Source organism: Stenotrophomonas sp. STEN033, assembly GCF_056856655.1.
Genome location: NZ_JBXFWM010000024.1, coordinates 1 through 17,620, shown reverse-complemented (window position 1 = coordinate 17,620; position 17,620 = coordinate 1). Strand labels below are relative to the sequence as shown.

Genomic DNA, 17,620 nt, shown 5'->3' with positions numbered 1-17,620 from the left:
CCGTGGGGCAGGTCGCGCCCCGGCGCTGGGCACATAGGCTTGCTGCGCTTGTCCGGCAGGTGATGCTGCGAACCGGCGCATCAGAGCGGCGGCTACATCCAGAGCGTGTTGAATATCGGCTTCGCGTTCGGCGACGTCTCTGGTCCCGCTTTGCGCCATGAGGGCGGGCAGAAGGCGGCTGGCGATGCGAAGTTCTACGTTGGCAGGCATTGGATCTCTGAAGCTCTCAGTATGAAGGGTCTTCACATCGAAGCACTTCGTCCCAGTTTGGCAAGAGACGGAATCTGCGCTGGTTCACAAATATTGAAGTTGACTCTCAATGCCTAGGGATGACAGAAGCCTGCCGGTAACAAAGTCATGCAGCTGTCGATTCGGGTTGTGGTGCCAGTCTGACTAGCCAATGCCCGCCGGGCGCTTGTGTGGCTGTCAGCAGGTCATATGTCTGGATCATGTCCAGGAGGCCGGAGTGGCCGTAGGCCTTCGGCGAGAAGGATGGGTCAGTCCGCTTCAGATAGTGGCCGAGTGTCCCTAGCACCACTTCCCCGTCCGTGGTCCCATCGGCTAGTAAGGCAACCGCGTCGACAAGGAAGCGAGGGCGGCGTTTGGGAATCGGCTTGGCCACTTCGGCTTTGCTGGGCGCGACTTTAGCAGTCGGAGCAGGCGACTCTTCGCAGGTCGCATTCGACTCCGTTGGTTGCCACTCAAAAAACTGGTCGCAGGCGTTACGCAACGCCTCTGGCGTCTTAGCTTCACCCACGATGCAAACCGTGGCTCCTCGTTCTCGAAGCTTACGACACAGGTAGGCGAAGTCAGAGTCACTGGTGACCAAACAGAAGGTGTCTGCGCGCTGGTCGAACATGGCTTCTAAGGCGTCCAGCGCCAACGCGATGTCCGCCGTGTTCTTGCCAGCGGCGTATTGGTATTGCAGGCATGGGGTAAACGCTTGCCGGACGAGTGTTTCCTGCCAACGCTTGGTCAGCGTGGAGTGGTTGCCGTAACCCCTCCGAACCACCACCCGGCCGAACTGCGCTCCCATCAGTAGGGCATGGTCAACGATCTCAGGGTTTACATTGTCGCAATCGACCAACACAGCCACTTTGCTATCGTGAGCGGCGGATCCGTTTGCCATTTTGTTGGTCCTTACGCTGCGATACGTGCATCAAGGCCTGCATGCTCCCTTAAGAGGTAGAGCAGGCCGCCTCCATCGATCAACTCGATGGGCTTATCCTTTGCGAACTCGAACGCCGCAGTGCCGTAGCCGCTGGTGCAAACTAGGATGCCTTTGCTGGCACCTTCGTTGAGCATGGTTCCGTAGAGGTCCCGAACCGCGCTGACGCCCACTGTGTCCTTATAGCGCTTGGCTTGAATGACGACCTTTCCACCCAGCACCGGCCGGGTGTCGAAGGCCACCGCATCCACGCCGCCGTCGCGGGAGCTGCGTGTCAGCTTCGTATCCAACCCCATTTGACTAAAGAGATTCGATACCAGCGCTTCGAACTCACCAGGGGTCAGCTCCAGCAGATTGGGCCGCGACTCCAGGCCCGAGAGCACGTCTGTCTGGGCAATGAAGCGCTTATCGACCATGTTGAACTCAACAATCGGCTTGATGGCTTGTAGCTCATCCGGCCGGCTGGATACCTGAGCGCCCAAGTTCCGGAGGCATGGGATTTTTTCCACTCGGTCCAGCCGCAGTTGCAGGAAGGCGGCCTTGGTCGCGCGGACCGAGACCACAGGGACGCGGACCTCTTGCCCAGTGGTGGGGTCGTGTGCATCGACCACGCCATTGAAGGTCACCAACGCTAAGGCATCCGCTTGGTCGGCTTCAAACACCTCGTGCAGCGTGCGCAAGGTGATCGAGGCGATGATGTCCTGGTAGAGCGCTTTGATGTCGCTTGCCTTACGCGCCTTGGCGTCGATAGCATCCCGGGTCTTGACGTAGCGGTAGTCGGCCTCCGTGGGAACGACCGAAAGCTCTGGAAGGTCGTATTCGATGATCAGTTCCTTGGACGCGTCCGCATACGCGAGCTTGTATCGCTGGGGAAAGCCTTGGGTCGGGTATTCCGAGCGTGCCAAGACCATGTCGTTGTAGGCCACGATGGCATCAGGCTCATGGGCCAAGTAGGCGCGTTGGAACTCGTCAACTTCCCCGTTTCGGCGGGCCACGTCGGCCTCGTAGAGGGCGCGAGCAGCCTCGTGTTGAGCACGCAGGTCAGCCAGCTTCTGCTTCTTTAGCGTCTCTGCCCGTTGGAACTGGTCGAGGATTTGCTGGTGGGCCTGTTGCGCCGCCGCCAATGCAGCCGCGTGCTTTTTCCCGGCTCCCGGCCAAAAGCGGGCAAGGCCCGTCGGTGGGACGATCTCCGCAGCGGCTGGTGCGAAGCCGGGCACCAACTCCTTCGGCACCTCAAAGGCAGGGTGGGGGGCGGTGTGACGTAGGCTGTCAAAGCGGATGGTGTCGTTCACCGACAGGGTGTGCACCAGCAACCCCTCGAGCTCCTCCAGGCGGTCCTTCAACTCGGCGTTGAGATCGTCGACCTCGCCCTGTCGATCTTCTAGGTATCCCGCTTTGGCTTGGCGAGCGGCTTCACGTTCCGACAGCTCGTAGGCGCGAATCTCTCGCAACAGCTGTGCGGCCGCCATGCGCTCTTGGCGCTCCAACTGCCTCTGTTGAGTGGCTTGCATCCTCTGCTGGCGTTTGGTCTCCCGCTCTGCCGCCGCCGCTGCCCGGCCGGCTGCCCGCAAAAACCCTTCTAAGCCGCTTCGCCGTCCCATACATCCTCCTGATGTTGAAAAGCTAAAAAGACAAACCGCTTCACCCGCCGTCGCGGGGTGTTTAGCGCTTTAACCGGTCAGGAGACTCCTGAGGACCGGCAGAGTCAACCCATACGAAAGCACCGCCAGCCCCGGCGAGACGCCTTTAAGGCCTTCCAGCTTTTCCCGGACCGTGAAGGTCCTGCTGTAGGTCGCATGGTGCTCGTCGTCCAGCTCATGGCCCACCAGTTGGGCCCGGAGTTCGGACACTACGCCAGCGCCCTGAAGCTCTTGGATGAAGGTCTTGCGCAACGAATGGAAGCCCCTTTTGGCTTCCGGCCAGTTCGCCCCGACCTGTTCCAGGTGTCGGCCAAACGCCTTCGTGATCCAGTTGCCCGCACCGTTTTTGGCGTTCGCCTTGGCGGCGGGGAAGAGCCGTGGTGCCTTCTGGGCTCGAAGGGTGCCCACCCAGTCCAAGAAGCCCAGCTCAATGAGGTCGGGATGCACGGGGATGGTGCGCAGGCTGACTTCGGTCTTGACCTTCTGGTGCTCCCCCTCGTCAGAAATCCTAATGCAGGGCAGTCCGTCCACCGTCAAGACATCCTCGACCAAGAGCTGACCGACCTCTGAGGCCCGGGCACCCGTGTAGAGGCCCAGCAACGAGGCCCAACGGGCGGACAGGGCCAGGTCTTGGAACGCGGCCGGTGCGAACAGCGCTTGGACCTGATGACTGTCATAGGCTTTGAAGCCGAACTTCTTCCGCGCCCGCTTCTCCCTAGTGGAGTAAGTGATATGGCCGGCCGCTGGGTTGTCGCCTTTGGGGTAGTGGCCGGATGCAATCGCCCATTCGAAAAACCCTCCGCGGCCGCCGACATAACTTTGCTTGTTCGTAAGGGTGGGGGTGGCTGCGCCCCCGTCTCGCATGAACTGATACCACCGAGCCAGGTCGGACCGGGTGACCGAGTGGAGTTTGGCCTTTTCCCCCAGGAAGGACACCAGTGCCTCGATGGCGGTCTTTTTAATGGTGAACGTTTTGGGGAGGCAGCCGGGCTGGATGCTGGCCAGCCAAGCGTCGCGGGCCTTGCCCAGGGTGATGGTCTCCACGGCAGGCTTGGTCACGCGACGGGCCACGGGCATGGGCGGCACGCCCTCACGGATCAACTCGCTCAGCTCACTGGGCTGAGAGGCAGAGAGCTCCATCATCTGCTGATAGAGCCTGACATCGTCTGGCGTGTCGATTTGCCAGTGCTCGGTCACCGTCCCGTCTGCTGTCTTGGTCCGGTTCAAGATCAACTGCTGTAGCGGGTCGCCATCGGTCAGGCGCCTGAGCAGCGCGTCGATGTCCTCTTCCTTGATTCCCATGCGTTGCTCCCTCAACACGTCGAAGGCTTGAGCATAGCGCGCCGCCAGTTGCAGGGCGCGCAACTGGGCCACGGCCAGCTCGGACGTGCGCAGGGTGCGCTTGAAGATGCGCCGGCCAACGATGGCCTGGAGATCGGTGGGGACCCGTTGCCGGAAAGACCAGAGCCCTGAGGGCGCGCGAACGAGGTGGTGTGGGATGCGCATCGAGAGATGTGTCCCGATTTGTGTCCCGCCGAAGGTCACCCCAGAAAAGCAAAAACCCCTGCGTAAACAGGGGTTTGCGTAATCTGGCGGAGAGAGGGGGATTCGAACCCCCGAAGCGCGGTTTAGACGCTTACACACTTTCCAGGCGTGCTCCTTCAACCACTCGGACACCTCTCCGGATCCTGCCGCGCTAATGCCTCGGCAGGGGCGTGGATTCTATAGGGACTGGCGGCCGTTCACAAGCACCCCCTGAGCGGGTGCTGGCGGAAGGGTCGGGCGTGGCACAATGGGGCTTCAGATGAAGACGGTTGCCTGATGTCCTATCTCGTCCTTGCCCGCAAGTGGCGTCCGAAGCGTTTTGCCGAGTTGGTGGGCCAGGAACACGTGGTCCGCGCGCTCAGCAATGCGCTCGACAGTGGCCGCGTCCACCACGCCTTTCTGTTCACCGGCACCCGGGGTGTCGGCAAGACCACCATTGCCCGCATCTTCGCCAAGTCGCTGAACTGTGAGAACGGCACCAGTGCCGACCCCTGCGGTCAGTGCCGGGCCTGCCTGGACATCGATGCCGGCCGCTACATCGACCTGCTGGAAATCGATGCCGCCTCCAATACCGGCGTCGATGACGTCCGTGAGGTGATCGAGAACGCCCAGTACATGCCCTCGCGCGGGCAGTACAAGGTCTACCTGATCGACGAAGTGCACATGCTCTCCAAGGCGGCGTTCAATGCGCTGCTGAAGACGCTGGAAGAGCCGCCGGAGCACGTGAAGTTCCTGCTGGCCACCACCGATCCGCAGAAGCTGCCGGTCACCGTGCTCAGCCGCTGCCTGCAGTTCAACCTCAAGCGCCTGGACGAGGAGCAGATCCGTGGGCAGATGACGCGGATCCTCGGCGCCGAGCAGATCGAGTTCGACGACAGTGCCATCGTGCAGCTGGCGCGTGCGGCCGACGGCTCGCTGCGTGACGGTTTGTCGTTGCTGGACCAGTCCATTGCCTATGCGGGCGGCGCGCTGCGCGACGACGTGGTGCGCACCATGCTGGGCACGGTTGATCGCACGCAGGTCAGCGCCATGCTCGATGCCCTGGCCGATGGCGAAGGCGCGCGCCTGCTGCAGGTGGTTGCCGGGCTGGCTGAGTTCTCGCCGGACTGGAGCGGGGTGCTCGATGCCCTGGCTGAAGGCCTGCACCGCATCCAGGTGCAGCAATTGGTGCCGGGCACTGTCGTACCGGGCGAGGGCGTTGACGCGGTGGCGTTTGCCCAGCGCCTGCGCCCGGAAGTGGTGCAGCTCTGGTATCAGATGGCCCTTGGCGGCCGTCGCGACCTGCATCTGGCACCCAGCCCGCGCGCGGGCTTCGAAATGACCGTGCTGCGCATGCTGGCGTTCCGCCCGGCAGGCGCGGTGCCGGCAACGCCGGAAGGCAGCGCATCCGGGACTGGCGCAGGTGTGGGTGGCAACACGCAAACCGCACCTGCCGCTGCCGCTGCCGCAGCGTCGGCGCAAACCGCCAAGTCGGTTGCAGCGCAGCTCGCACCGGCTGTGGTGGCACCGGTTGCGTCTGTGTCAGAGCCCAAGCCAGAGCCGGTGTCCGCACCAGCAGTGGTTGCTCCTCAGCAACTCGCGCCGGAAACCGAACCGGCCGAGCCCGCGTTCAAGCCTGAGCCTGCGCAAGCTCCGGCAGCAGCTCCGGCCCCGGTTCAAACCGCCAAGCCCGCAGCGGCCGACGAAGATCTGCCGCCATGGGCGGTTGAGGCAGCTGAAGCGAATGCGCGCGATGAGGCAATGGCGGCCGAAATGGCCATGCCGGAAGCGCCCGAAGCCATTGAAATGCCGGCTGCAACATCGATTGAGTCGCCGAAGCCGGCGCCCGTCGCTGCGCCGCAGCCGGTTCAGCGGGCTGAGCCGGTGCGTCCGACCGGCATCGCCATCGAACCGGCGGTACCAGCAGCGCCGACCGTATCGTCGCAGGGCGGGCGCAGCCTGAACACGGCCGAGCAGTGGCTGGACCTGATCGACGACAGCGGCCTGAGTGGTCCGTCGCGCGAGCTGGCCGCCAATGCCGCCTTCGTCAGCTTCCAGCACGGTGTGCTGCGGCTGGCCTTGTTGCCGGGCTTTGAATACCTGCAGTCTGAGCGCGCCTTGAATGCTTTGGCGCAGGCGCTGTCGCAGGCCTTGGGTAGCACGCCCAAGATCCTCATTGAGACCGGTGACGCGCAGGCTGAGACCTTGCACCAGCGCGCTGATCGTCAGCGCGGTGAACAACAATCCGCGGCAGAAGCCGTGTTCATGGCCGACCCCCAGGTGCAGCAGCTGCTACAGCAGGGTGCACGGGTCGTGGCCGATTCCATCCGTCCTTTCAAAGAGTAACGAACCATGCGCGGCAATATCGCCCAAATGATGCAGCAGGCCCAGAAGATGCAGGAAAACCTGCAGAAGGCCCAGGAAGAAATCGCCAAGTTGGAAGTCACCGGCAGCGCCGGCGGCGGCATGGTCAGCGTGACCCTGAGTGGCACCAAGGAGTGCCGCAAGGTGCGCATCGATCCGTCGGTGCTGAGCGATCCGGAAATGGCTGAAGACCTGATCGCCGCCGCCTTCAATGATGCTTCCAACAAGATCGACGCCGAATCGCAGAGCCGCATGGGTTCGGCCACGGCCGGCATGAAGCTGCCGCCGGGCATGAAGCTGCCGTTCTGATGTGGTTCGCGCCGGCTGACCCGGCGCATGCACGTCCCCGCGCCGCGAAGCCTCCGGGCTTCGCGCGCTTGTTTTAGCGATACGCCTGCTGTGATGAGACCGTTGCGATGAGCCTGCCGCTGCTGGAACAACTGATCGAAGCCTTCCGGGTACTGCCCGGCGTTGGCCAGAAGACGGCCCAGCGCATGGCTTACCACGTGCTGGAGCGTGCCCGTGACGGCGGCCAGCGCCTGTCGGAAGTGTTGGCCGAGGCCATCGAGAAGATCGGCCACTGCAAGCAATGCCGCGACTTCAGCGAAACCGAGCTGTGCCCGGTCTGCGCCAGCAGCAGCCGCGAGCGGCAGATGCTGTGCGTGATCGAGTCACCGGCGGATCGGCTGGCAATCGAGCACGCCACCAGCTACCGCGGCGTGTACTACGTGCTGCAGGGGCGCTTGTCGCCGCTGGATGGCATCGGCCCGCGTGAGCTGGGCCTGGATCAGCTGGAAACACGTTTGGCGCAGGGCGAAGTCACCGAATTGATCATCGCCACCAACTCCACGGTTGAAGGCGAGGCCACCGCGCATTACCTGGCGCAGCTGGCCCGCCGCAACAAGGTGCGCCCCAGCCGCCTGGCCCAGGGCCTGCCATTGGGCGGCGAGCTTGAGTACGTGGATCGCGGCACTTTGTCGCATGCCTTCGGCAGCCGCAGCGAAGTCGGCGAATAAGCGCTGCGGGGGTTGTAAGCTGTAGGTCGTTTACTGCAGCGAGCCCCACATGACCGACACCATTTTCGGCAAGATCATTCGTCGCGAAATTCCCGCCGCCATCGTCTACGAAGACGATGAAGTGCTGGGCTTCAAGGACATTGCCCCGCAGGCGCCGGTGCATGTGCTTTTCATCCCGAAGAACGAGGTCATCCCCACCCTGGATGATCTGCAGCCCACGCAGGCGCACCTGATCGGCAAGCTGGCCTTGGCAGCTGCAGCCTACGCACGTCAGGAAGGCTTTGCCGAGAACGGCTACCGCATCGTCATGAACTGCCGCGAAGATGCCGGGCAGACGGTATTCCATATCCATCTGCATCTTCTGGCGGGTGCGCCGTTGGGGCATTTCGGCGCGTGATTTGATGTTGTTTAGTTGATTGTGGGAGCGGGGCGGCTGTGCTCCCTCCCTTTGCCGCAGGCAAGGGGAGGGTTGGGGAGGGGGTGGTTTTGCCTTTGCCTTGCTGTGTTTGATGGATCTGTGGCTTCGCGGCTTACGCCGCTCCTACAAAAGAGCTAAACAAGCAAAAGAAAACGCCGCCCTTGGGGCGGCGTTTTCAGTTTGTTACCACCAGCCGCGGTAACCCCAGCCCCAGCCGGGACCCCAACCCGGGCCCCACGGGCCGTACGGGTAGGCGGGCACTACTTCCACTTCGCGCTGTACCGGCCACAGGTAGACCACGTCGGCGGCAAGCTTGGGCAGCGGGTAGTCGTATTCGCCGATCTTGGTGCTCTGGTAGCCATCGATGCGGCCAATGAAGGTCACGTCACGGCCCGGCTCGAACACCGCCGGATCATAAAAGCCGCTGCGGCAGGCCAGGAAGCGGCCGTCGCTGGCATCGCTGGACGTGGTGCTCGGGCGGCCGCTGGCATTGAGCGGGCGGGCCAGCATCTGGAAGCAGGTTTCGCCCTGGCCGGGGATGGTTTCGATGATGCGGCCGCCCCAGCGTACCGGTGCGCCGGTCTGCTTCTGTGCCACCGCATCACGCGGCGAAACCGGGGTGAACTGTCCCTGCAGCGGTTTGGGGGCCGTGGCACAGGCGGCCAGCACCAGGCTGGCAGCGGCAACGAGGAGGATGCGGGTCTTCATGTTCGTACTCCGGGTTTCGGGCGGTGCCTGTGCAGGTCCGCCAATAATGAAACGACATCCGATCGGACGCCAGCGTAGCGCGCCTGGGTGAAACGCTGGCTGAGTGCCAGCAGGTCGCTGCCGGGGCGTTCGCGGTCGACGCGCCTGGCCCAGTCGCTGGCGGTTTCGAAGGGCTCGCGGCCCAGGCCCAGGCGCTGGTAGCGCCGGTCCAGTCGCTGCCAGGCACGCAGCAGCGGGTCACGCTGGCGTTCGCCCCGGGCCAGCAACCAGACCATCAGGCCCAGGGTGAGGGCGGCGAAACCGGCAAACAAGGCGACCAGTTGCGAGGGGTTCAACTGCTTGATGCCGATGGCGCTGAGCAGGTGTTGCTGGCGTTCGGCGTTGAAGGACAGCACGGCGGTGTTCCAGCCGCGGCGCAGGTAGTCACCGTATTGCAGCAGGCTGCCCCAGCGGCCGGCCAGGTCCAGTCCTGTGCCGCCGGTGTCGTTGTCGCCCAGGCGGTCTTCGAGCGTGTCGTAGATACGCTCCGGCGCAACCGCTGCGGTGGGGTCCACGCGTACCCAGCCGCGCTGTGGCAGCCACACTTCGGCCCAGGCGTGTGCATCCAGGCGGCGCACAACCCAGTAATTGCCGAACCGGTTGCGGACACCACCGGCGTAACCGGTGACAACGCGTGCGGGCACCCCGGCGCCGCGCATCAGCACCACGAACGCAGCGCTGAAATGCTCGCAGTAGCCGGCTTTCTGGTCGAACAGGAATTCGTCGACGGAATGGCGGCCGGCCAAGGGCGTGGCCAAGGTGTAGGCGAACTCGCGGTGGATCCAGTCCAGGCTACGGCGGACCAGGGCGGCCTGGTCATTGCCGGCTTCGTCGCGCCATTGCCGGGCCAGGGCCAGGGTGCGCGGATTGAAGCCCTCTGGCAGCTGCAGGACCTGCCGTCGCAGAGGTGCCGGCAATTCGGCCTGGAAGGTGCTGGCGGCGCTGGACTGCATGCGCCAGCGGCTCAGTGCGGTGAGTGGTTGCGGTGTGCTGAGGCTGTAGTCGGCGTCCAGATGGGCACCGTTGGGAGCCTGCAGTGGCAGGTCGAGTGCGACCAGTTCGCGGCGGTCGGTCGGCTCGTACTCGATCTGGTAATCCCAACGCGGGGCGGCAGGGCGCAGCGCCGGCGGCTGTCCGTAGAGCTGGCTTTCCAGGCGGGTCCAGCGGCGGCCGTCGAAGCGGGTCAGTACCGGGCCGCGCCAATACCGCTGGTCCTGCGGTGGCACCGGGCCAAAGAACTCCACCCGCAGCGCCGGACTGTCGTCAGCCATCAGGTCGATCCAACCGCCGGGCTGCATGCTGCCGGACAGGCCTGGCCGGCTGACTGCCCGTTCCGGCGTGCCCCACAGCGGCGTCGGCAGGCGCGGTACCAGCCAGAACGCCGACAACGCCAGCGGCAGCGCCAGCAACATCAGCCGGCCCACCGTGCGCAGCTGCGCGCGCGGCGGCAGGTGGGCGATGCCGACTTCCTCATCCGCCAGCCGTTGCAGGGCCAGCAGGGCGGCGACCACCGCGGCTGCGGACATCAGCAAGGTGCCTGGCCCCTGGTCAAGCAGGAAGGCGGCGAAGGGGGCGAACAGGGCAAAACCAATCAGGCTGCGTGCATCGCGCAGGTTGCGCAGCTCGCTGGACTTGATCGCCAGCATTGCGGCGAGCAGGGCGCAGCCGCTGTCGCGGCCGGGTCTGGCGCCCATCTGCCAGTAGATGCAGGCCAGCATGATGCCAACCAGCAACAGGCGCAGCGGCAAGGGCATGGCGTTGCGCCATGACCACAGCGCCACCAGCAACGTGGTGATACCGAAGACCACGGCAAGCGTGACAGGCAGCTGCAGCAGCAAGGGCAGCAGGCACAGCACGGTGACCAGGTTGATCCAGGCGCGGCTGCCGGCGCTCAGTGCGGGGGAATTGATCTTCATGCCGGTGGCAGCAGCGCCAATGCGCGCAGGCAGAGATGGCGGTGGGCATCGCCGCTGGCCGGTCCCAGTGCAGGCATGCCCGGCAGGCGCAGTTGGTAGCTGCGGCCTTCGCGCTCGGCGTCTTCCACCCAGCGTGCGAGTCGGGAGATGCGGCGTTCGTGCGGCAGGGCGCGCAGCTGCTGCCAATCCAGTACCAGTTCGGCGCCGTAGGGGCGCTCGTACTCGCGCACCAGCAATTCATCGCGTCGTGCCGAGTGTTTCCAGGCGATGCTGCGGCGCGAATCGCCGCTGCGGTAAGGACGCATCTGCTGCAGCTCCTCGCCCTGCGGATGCACGCGGGTGCGGGTGGAAGCGCTGCCGGCGTCGGGTAGCGGTGGCGCGTTGGCTTCCGGTGCGGGATAGACCAGCAGCGCCGCGTCTGGCCAGAACCATGCCCAGGCGCGGACCAGTCCCAGTGGTTGCGTGGTTGCGATGCGGATGCGGGAAAGATCCAGCCAACCGCGCTGCACGGTCGGCAGCCACAGATCGGCCTCGGCCTGGCTGTGCTGCTCCAGATTGAAGTGGGTCCCTGCCTGCGCGCAGTCCAGTTGCAGGGCACGGCGCGGGCGACCGTCGCTGCGGGCAAGTGCCAGGCGCAGGCGGATGGGAGTGCCGGCGGCCACCGGATCGGCGGAAACGGCGTCCAGGCGCAGGCCGGACAGCTGCAGATGTGCCTGCAAGCTGCTGGCCAGTGCGGTTGCGGCCAAGACCAGGGCCAACAACAGGGCCGGGTTGTTGTTGTAATTCAGCGCGCCGAGCAGCATCACTGCAAGCAGGGCCGCCAGGAACAGCCCAAAGCCGGTCGGCAGCACGTAGATGCGGCGTCGATCCAGCTGCGTAGGCAGTTGTTCGGGCTGCCGGGGGCGGGCCAGAAGCTGCAGTGATTGCAGGCGTTGCCGCAACGCTGCCCGCACTTCAGTCGACCCGCACGCTGTGCAGGATGGCGCGCGCCAGGGTCGGGCCGGAGGACGCTTCGGCCTCGGCGACCAGGCGATGCCCGGCTACCGCGATGAACAAGGCCTGCACGTCTTCCGGTATCACATGGCGGCGGCCGAGCAGCAGGGCGTGCGCCTTGGCTGCGCGCAGCAGGGCGATGCCGGCGCGTGGCGACAGGCCTACGCGCACCCCCGGATGCTGGCGGCTGCGGGTAAGCAGGGCCTGCACATAGTCCACCAGCGCGTCGCTGGCATGTACCTGGGTCACCGCGTCGCGCAGCATGCGGATGTCCTGCTCGGAGAGGCAGGGCGCAACCCGCGCGATGAGATCACGGCGGTCTTCGCCAGCCAGCAGGGCACGTTCGGCATCGGCATTGGGATAGCCCAGGGTCAGGCGCAGCAGGAAGCGATCCAGCTGTGAGTCCGGCAACGGGAAGGTGCCGGACATGTCCACCGGGTTCTGGGTAGCGATCACGAAGAAGGGATCGGGCAGGCGATGGGTCACGCCATCGAGCGTCACCTGCTGCTCGGCCATCGCTTCGAGCAGGGCGCTCTGCGTGCGGGGCGGTGCGCGGTTGATCTCGTCAGCCAGCAACAGGTTGCAGAACACGGGGCCGGGATGGAACTGGAAGCTGCGGCTATGGGCTTCGTAAACCGAGATGCCGAGCACATCGGCGGGCAACAGATCGGAGGTGAACTGCACGCGCTGGAATTGCAGGCCCAGGCTGGAGGCCATGGCATGGGCCAGGGTGGTCTTGCCAAGCCCGGGCAGGTCTTCGATCAGCAGATGTCCGCCGGACAGCAGCGCGACAAATGCCATCCGCACCTCCTGCGCCTTGCCGAGCAATAGGGAATTGACCTGCTGTTGCGCTGCCGATAGGGACTGTAGTGTTACTTCGGTTAGCATTCCGGGCGGCGCCATTGTCATGGTCGTCTCGATATTTGGGCTGAAGGAAGTGTACGTGGCAATCAGGGGTGAGCAACGCGCATACGTAACGTTCCTGGTGTTGTGGGTGCTGGTCACCACGGCCAAGGTTCTGCTTGCCTCGCAATTGCCTCTGTTCGTGGACGAAGCGTTCTATTGGCAGGAAGGCCAGCATCTGGCTGCTGCCTATTCGGACCTGCCTGGCCTGACGGCGTGGTTGACGCGGCTGGGGGTCGAGGTTGCCGGTGATCATCGGCTTGGGGTGCGCTTGCCGTTCCTGATCATGGGCGCGGCGTTGCCATGGATGGTCGCTGCCATCTGCACACGCTGGTTTGGCGTGCGCATGGGTTGGCGCGCCGGTTCCCTGGCCTTGTTGATGCCCTTGTCGGCGACGCTGGGTATCCTAGCGGTGCCGGACGTGCCGATGGCGATCGCGGCGCTGCTATGTCTGGATGCCGGTGCACGCTTGCTGCGTGGCGTGGGCGCCGGCGGCGCCTTGTTGCTGGCCTGCGGCCTGTTGATGGGCGCGCTGAGCCATTACCGTTTCATCGGTGTGATCTGCGTCGGCTTCATTGCGCTGCTGCTGTTGCAGGAAGGCCGCCGGATGCTGCGCGATCCGCGCGTATGGATTGCGCTGTCGGTAGGCGTGGCGGCTTGGGTGCCGTTGCTGGCGTGGAACCTGGACAACCAGGATGCAGGGCTGAAGTTCCAGCTGGTTGAGCGCCATCCATGGGCGTTCCAATCGGAAGGGTTGTTGTTCCTGGTGATCCAGCCGCTGATGGTGACGCCGCTGCTGTTCGCGGCTATGGCGGTGGTGGCAGTCCGGGGCCTGCGCAATGCGCAGGGTGGTTTCCATCATCTGCAATGGCGCTACTTTGCCTTGGTAGGGGCCACCTCCACCTTGCTGATCTTTGCACTGGGCTTCTTCACCGACGTGGAGCGGGTCAGCTTCCATTGGCCGCTGCCGGGCTATCTGGCACTGCTGGTCTGTGTGCCGGCGCTGCTCAACCATTGGTCGCGCCCATGGCGGCGCGCGCTGTGGGCGCTCACCTCGCTGGGCCTGGTGCTGGCGATGAGTTACTACCTGTTCGCCGCCTCGCCGGGGCTGCGCGAGCATATGGCCGGCAGCAAGTACTACCCGCGCAATTTCGCTGGTTGGCAGCAATTGGCGGATGGGGTGCGCGATGAGCTCGCGCAGATGCCGGAAGATACCCAATTGCTGGCAGGCAGCTTCAAGGTGGGGGCCGAGCTCGGCTTCCGCCTCAATGATCCGGCGATCAAGGTATTGCCGCATGCGCTCAACGATCGTCACGGTCGTACCGCGCAGCTGGCGTTGTGGAAGCTGATCAGCGATGGCAACCGCTCGACGCCGGTGCTGCTGGTATTGGCGCCGGGAGACCAGCGGTACCGTGACCTGCTGGCGCGCTACCACAAGGTCTGCGAGCTGGTGGGGCCGTTGCCGCCGCCGCGGGTGATCTCCCTCGACCATGGCTTCCAGCGCTTCCTGCTGTTCCGCCTGCCAGCGCAGAAGCGGCAGGGGGCGTGCGTCACGCCGGCGATGGCATGGGTGGAAACCCCGCTGCTGGGTCAGACGGTGGATGGCGCACTGGAAGTCAGTGGCTGGGCCTTCAAGGACGGTGTCGGCTTGTCGCGGGTGGAAGTGCTGCTGGATGGGCGCAGCGTGGGCGACGCCACCTATGGGCGCAGCTTTGACGTGCGCCCGTTCTGGAAGATATCCAACGATCCGCAGCATCCAAATATCGGCTTCGACGCACGCCTGGAGACCTCGGCATTGACACCAGGCAGGCATTGGCTGGGTCTGCGCCTGCACGGCAATGACGGCAGTGTCGAAACCTGGGCCGAGCAGCCGTTCGAGGTCAAATAGCGACCTGGTCGGTTTGTCGCAGCTGAAGCCGTGGCCCGGGTAAGCGCAGCAGCATAGCCCGGGTAAGCACAGCGCCCCCGGGGCTGTTGGCGAGAAGTATTGAACGACCGGTAGATAGTGGTTCCCGGGTGCGCTGCGCTTACCCGCGCTACGGTGAAACCGCAGGTTAGGGCAGTTGATAGCCTGCCTGTCGCAGCAGCTGCGCGGTCTTTATCAGCGGCAAGCCGATCAGCGCGGTAGGGTCGGTGTTCTCGATGGCCTCGAACAGGGTGATGCCCAGGCCCTCACACTTGAAGCTGCCAGCACAGTCCAGCGGTTGCTCGGCATCGACGTAGCGCTCGATCTCTGCCATCAGCAGGGTCCTGAAGCGCACGCGGGTGAGATCAATGGCTTGAAGTTGCGCATCGCCATTGCTGACGCATACGGCCGTATGGAACAGCACTTCATGGCCGGACATTGCCGCCAGCTGCGCACAAGCGGCCTCGCGGCTACCGGGTTTGCCCAGAGGTTGCCCATTCAGCTCGGCAACCTGGTCCGAACCGATAGCCCAGCTGCCCGGGTGCTGGCGGGCCACGACGTCGGCCTTGGCGCTGGCCAGGCGGCGTGCCAGAGCGCTTGGCGGTTCGCCGGGGAGTGGGGTTTCGTCCACCGTCGGGGCGGCCGAACTGAACGAAATCCTGAGCCGGTTAAGCAATTCGGCGCGATATCGTGACGTGGAGGCGAGAACCAGGGGCTTCATGTGTAAAAATACGCAGCTCGGGACGGGCAGTCTGCTGCCCCGCCCCCGGTCTGACAATGTTTCCGTCGCCTTGGATTTGACAGCGGCGGGGCTACTCCTTAACATTCTGCAGCTTATGTCCGCGAACGTGCCCGAATTGCTGGATGCTTGGCGGATGGTCGTAGCGCGTAGGCGCTTTGACGGCCAGGTGCCTTTGTCCGAATTGACCCGCCTGCAGGGTCTGGTTGCCGATACCGAAGGCCAGTGCACGTATGCGCTGGAATTTGATCGCGACAACGTGCTGCAGGTGGCCTATGTCGATCTGACCATCGATACCGAGCTGCCCTTGATCTGTCAGCGCACCATGCAGCGCTTCCTGCTGCCGGTGTCGATCAAGCAGCGCTTGGGCTTGATCAAGGACGAGGACGAGGAATCCGCGCTTCCAGAGGAATATGAAGCGCTGCTGGTGCCGGAAGATGGCAACCTGCGGCCGCTGGATCTGGTGGAAGACGAATTGGTGTTGGCGGTGCCGGTGGTTGCACTGGCGCCGGGGAGCGAGGCGGTCGAACGTGACTTCTCCGCAACCGAAGAAGAATTGAGCAAGGCCAATCCCTTTGCGGCATTGGCGGCGCTGAAGAAATAATTGCGGCCGGTAATCGTCGGCGGCTGCGGCGAAAGCGAGTAGTGCTGGACGCTGGCGTCCTGTGCAATTAAACGACGAAGCAAACGAAACCGAGTTTGGAGCAATCCCATGGCTGTGCAGAAATCCCGTGTTACCCCGTCCCGCCGCGGCCAGCGTCGTGCCCACGACGCCCTGAGCGCAAAGCAGCTGTCCACCGATCCGACCACCGGTGAAGTGCATCTGCGTCACCACATCACTGCTGACGGTTTCTACCGCGGCAAGAAGGTGATCACGACCAAGTCGAACTCGGTCGTTGAAGAAGATTGATTTGTGACGGCTGCCGCCACCTGAGTGTGGCGGTTGTTGCACCGATTCTTCCGGGGCCGCCTGCGGGCGGCTTCGCGCAATAGGAAACAGCATGAGCAAGCGGATCTACTCGAGGATCGCGGGCACTGGTAGTTACTTGCCCGAGAAAGTGTTGACCAACGACGATCTGACCAAGATTGTCGACACGACCAACGAGTGGATCGAGTCGCGCACGGGTATCCGTGAGCGGCACATCGCTGCCGACAGCGAAACCACCAGTGACCTGGGCTACAACGCCGCTTTGCGCGCGCTGGAAGCTGCCGGCATCGAGGCTTCGCAGCTGGACATGATCATCGTGGGTACCACCACGCCGGATCTGATCTTCCCGTCTACCGCATGCTTGATCCAGGCCCGCCTTGGCGCCTCTGGTTCGGCGGCATTTGACGTGAACGCGGCGTGCTCGGGCTTCATTTTCGCCCTGAGCGTGGCCGACAAATTCATCCGCAGCGGCGACGCCAAGCACATCCTGGTGATCGGTGCGGAAACCCTGACCCGTATCGTCGACTGGACCGATCGCACTACCTGCGTGCTGTTCGGCGATGGCGCGGGCGCCGTCGTGCTCAAGGCCGACGAAGAAACCGGCATTCTCAGCACCCACCTGCATGCCGATGGCAGCAAGAAGGAGTTGCTGTGGGATCCGATCGGTGTGTCGGTCGGTTTCGACAAGCCGGGCAAGATCAACATGAAGGGCAACGACGTGTTCAAGTACGCCGTCAAGGCGCTGGACTCGGTGGTTGATGAAACCCTGCAGGCCAATGGCCTGGACAAGTCCGACCTGGATTGGTTGATCCCGCACCAGGCCAACCTGCGCATCATCGAAGCCACGGCCAAGCGCCTGGATATGCCGATGGACCGCGTTGTGGTCACCGTCGACAAGCATGGCAACACCTCGTCCGGTTCGGTGCCGCTGGCGCTGGATGCCGCGATCCGTTCCGGTCGCGTCGAGCGTGGCCAGCTGTTGCTGCTGGAAGCCTTCGGTGGCGGTTTCACCTGGGGCTCGGCGCTGCTGCGCTACTAAGCACCTCCGCATACAGATGTACCGCACGGGCAGCCAATGGCTGCCCGTCGTCGTTAAGGCTTCCCCTGTAGTGCCGAGCAAGGCTCGGCGCTACAGGCATCCCTGCATCTGCGCGAGCACGTGCATCGCTCCCTCCCTTCGCCGCAGGCAAGGGGAGGGTTGGGGAGGGGTGCTTTGCGCTGCAGATCTATCGGATTCGCGGCTTGCGCCGCTCCCTCAGTGCAAAAACAACCTGTAGTGGGGGGCGCACAGAAAAGAAAAACCAAAAACAAAACGCCACCGCCCCGAAGGGAGCAGAGTAGAAAAACCCAGACAAAAA

At 64.2% G+C, this 17,620-nt stretch carries 16 protein-coding genes and 1 tRNA gene; 8 read left to right on the top strand and 9 right to left on the bottom strand.

Features of this window, described 5'->3' with window-relative positions; translation table 11 throughout:
- Window positions 1-355: 355 nt before the first annotated feature.
- The 4 genes from AC1VXC_RS10265 to AC1VXC_RS10250 all read right to left on the bottom strand — a co-directional run bounded on the left by AC1VXC_RS10265 (window position 356) and on the right by AC1VXC_RS10250 (window position 4,491).
- Window positions 356-1,129, bottom strand: coding sequence for an NYN domain-containing protein (locus AC1VXC_RS10265; protein ID WP_049450268.1), 774 nt, complete (start codon window positions 1,127-1,129; stop codon window positions 356-358).
- 11 nt (window positions 1,130-1,140) lie between these two features.
- On the bottom strand, window positions 1,141-2,769 hold the full coding sequence (locus AC1VXC_RS10260) for a restriction endonuclease (RefSeq protein ID WP_482995041.1): 1,629 nt from the start codon (window positions 2,767-2,769) through the stop codon (window positions 1,141-1,143).
- 69 nt (window positions 2,770-2,838) lie between these two features.
- The gene (locus AC1VXC_RS10255; RefSeq protein WP_197633394.1) at window positions 2,839-4,314 is read right to left on the bottom strand and encodes a DUF6538 domain-containing protein; all 1,476 of its coding nucleotides are present in this window, start codon (window positions 4,312-4,314) and stop codon (window positions 2,839-2,841) included.
- A gap of 84 nt (window positions 4,315-4,398) precedes the next feature.
- Window positions 4,399-4,491 (bottom strand) — tRNA-Ser (locus AC1VXC_RS10250).
- A gap of 138 nt (window positions 4,492-4,629) precedes the next feature.
- Here AC1VXC_RS10250 and dnaX point away from each other — a divergent pair.
- From dnaX to AC1VXC_RS10230, 4 genes are all read left to right on the top strand, one after another.
- A complete protein-coding gene (gene dnaX, locus AC1VXC_RS10245) occupies window positions 4,630-6,678 on the top strand; it encodes a DNA polymerase III subunit gamma/tau (RefSeq protein WP_481538536.1) in 2,049 nt (682 codons plus the stop codon).
- Between the two features lie 6 nt (window positions 6,679-6,684).
- The gene (locus AC1VXC_RS10240) at window positions 6,685-7,005 is read left to right on the top strand and encodes a YbaB/EbfC family nucleoid-associated protein (protein ID WP_313170267.1); all 321 of its coding nucleotides are present in this window, start codon (window positions 6,685-6,687) and stop codon (window positions 7,003-7,005) included.
- 107 nt (window positions 7,006-7,112) lie between these two features.
- Window positions 7,113-7,712: a recombination mediator RecR gene (gene recR, locus AC1VXC_RS10235; RefSeq protein ID WP_282270729.1), complete on the top strand. Its 600-nt coding sequence runs from the start codon at window positions 7,113-7,115 to the stop codon at window positions 7,710-7,712.
- A 49-nt stretch (window positions 7,713-7,761) separates the two neighbouring features.
- A complete protein-coding gene (locus AC1VXC_RS10230) occupies window positions 7,762-8,109 on the top strand; it encodes a histidine triad nucleotide-binding protein (RefSeq protein ID WP_296252765.1) in 348 nt (115 codons plus the stop codon).
- A 204-nt stretch (window positions 8,110-8,313) separates the two neighbouring features.
- Here the strand turns inward: AC1VXC_RS10230 and AC1VXC_RS10225 are convergent, their stop codons facing one another.
- The 4 genes from AC1VXC_RS10225 to AC1VXC_RS10210 are packed head-to-tail and all read right to left on the bottom strand — an operon-like array spanning window position 8,314 to window position 12,674.
- Window positions 8,314-8,838, bottom strand: coding sequence for a Slp family lipoprotein (locus AC1VXC_RS10225; protein ID WP_313170270.1), 525 nt, complete (start codon window positions 8,836-8,838; stop codon window positions 8,314-8,316).
- On the bottom strand, window positions 8,835-10,793 hold the full coding sequence (locus AC1VXC_RS10220; RefSeq protein ID WP_481538537.1) for a transglutaminase TgpA family protein: 1,959 nt from the start codon (window positions 10,791-10,793) through the stop codon (window positions 8,835-8,837). Before AC1VXC_RS10220 ends, AC1VXC_RS10225 begins: the two co-directional genes overlap by 4 nt.
- Window positions 10,790-11,746 (bottom strand): DUF58 domain-containing protein, encoded by a 957-nt coding sequence (locus AC1VXC_RS10215; RefSeq protein WP_313170274.1) that lies wholly within the window; start codon window positions 11,744-11,746, stop codon window positions 10,790-10,792. Before AC1VXC_RS10215 ends, AC1VXC_RS10220 begins: the two co-directional genes overlap by 4 nt.
- Window position 11,747: 1 nt before the next feature.
- Window positions 11,748-12,674, bottom strand: a complete 927-nt coding sequence (locus AC1VXC_RS10210; protein ID WP_313170276.1) for an AAA family ATPase — start codon at window positions 12,672-12,674, stop codon at window positions 11,748-11,750.
- 61 nt (window positions 12,675-12,735) lie between these two features.
- Here AC1VXC_RS10210 and AC1VXC_RS10205 point away from each other — a divergent pair, with 61 nt between their 5' ends.
- Window positions 12,736-14,577 carry an ArnT family glycosyltransferase gene (locus AC1VXC_RS10205; RefSeq protein WP_481538540.1) on the top strand — a complete coding sequence of 614 codons (1,842 nt, stop codon included), beginning with the start codon at window positions 12,736-12,738 and terminating at the stop codon, window positions 14,575-14,577.
- Between the two features lie 166 nt (window positions 14,578-14,743).
- On the opposite strand, the gene AC1VXC_RS10200 is transcribed toward AC1VXC_RS10205, so the two are convergent.
- A complete protein-coding gene (locus AC1VXC_RS10200) occupies window positions 14,744-15,316 on the bottom strand; it encodes a Maf family protein (protein WP_481538538.1) in 573 nt (190 codons plus the stop codon).
- A 115-nt stretch (window positions 15,317-15,431) separates the two neighbouring features.
- On the opposite strand from AC1VXC_RS10200, the gene AC1VXC_RS10195 reads away from it, so the two are divergent.
- The 3 genes from AC1VXC_RS10195 (at window position 15,432) to AC1VXC_RS10185 (ending at window position 17,301) form a co-directional block, all read left to right on the top strand.
- The gene (locus AC1VXC_RS10195; RefSeq protein ID WP_313170280.1) at window positions 15,432-15,938 is read left to right on the top strand and encodes a YceD family protein; all 507 of its coding nucleotides are present in this window, start codon (window positions 15,432-15,434) and stop codon (window positions 15,936-15,938) included.
- A gap of 108 nt (window positions 15,939-16,046) precedes the next feature.
- On the top strand, window positions 16,047-16,244 hold the full coding sequence (rpmF, locus tag AC1VXC_RS10190; protein WP_293715587.1) for a 50S ribosomal protein L32: 198 nt from the start codon (window positions 16,047-16,049) through the stop codon (window positions 16,242-16,244).
- Window positions 16,245-16,335: 91 nt separating this feature from the next.
- Window positions 16,336-17,301 carry a beta-ketoacyl-ACP synthase III gene (locus tag AC1VXC_RS10185; protein WP_313170281.1) on the top strand — a complete coding sequence of 322 codons (966 nt, stop codon included), beginning with the start codon at window positions 16,336-16,338 and terminating at the stop codon, window positions 17,299-17,301.
- Window positions 17,302-17,620: the final 319 nt, after the last annotated feature.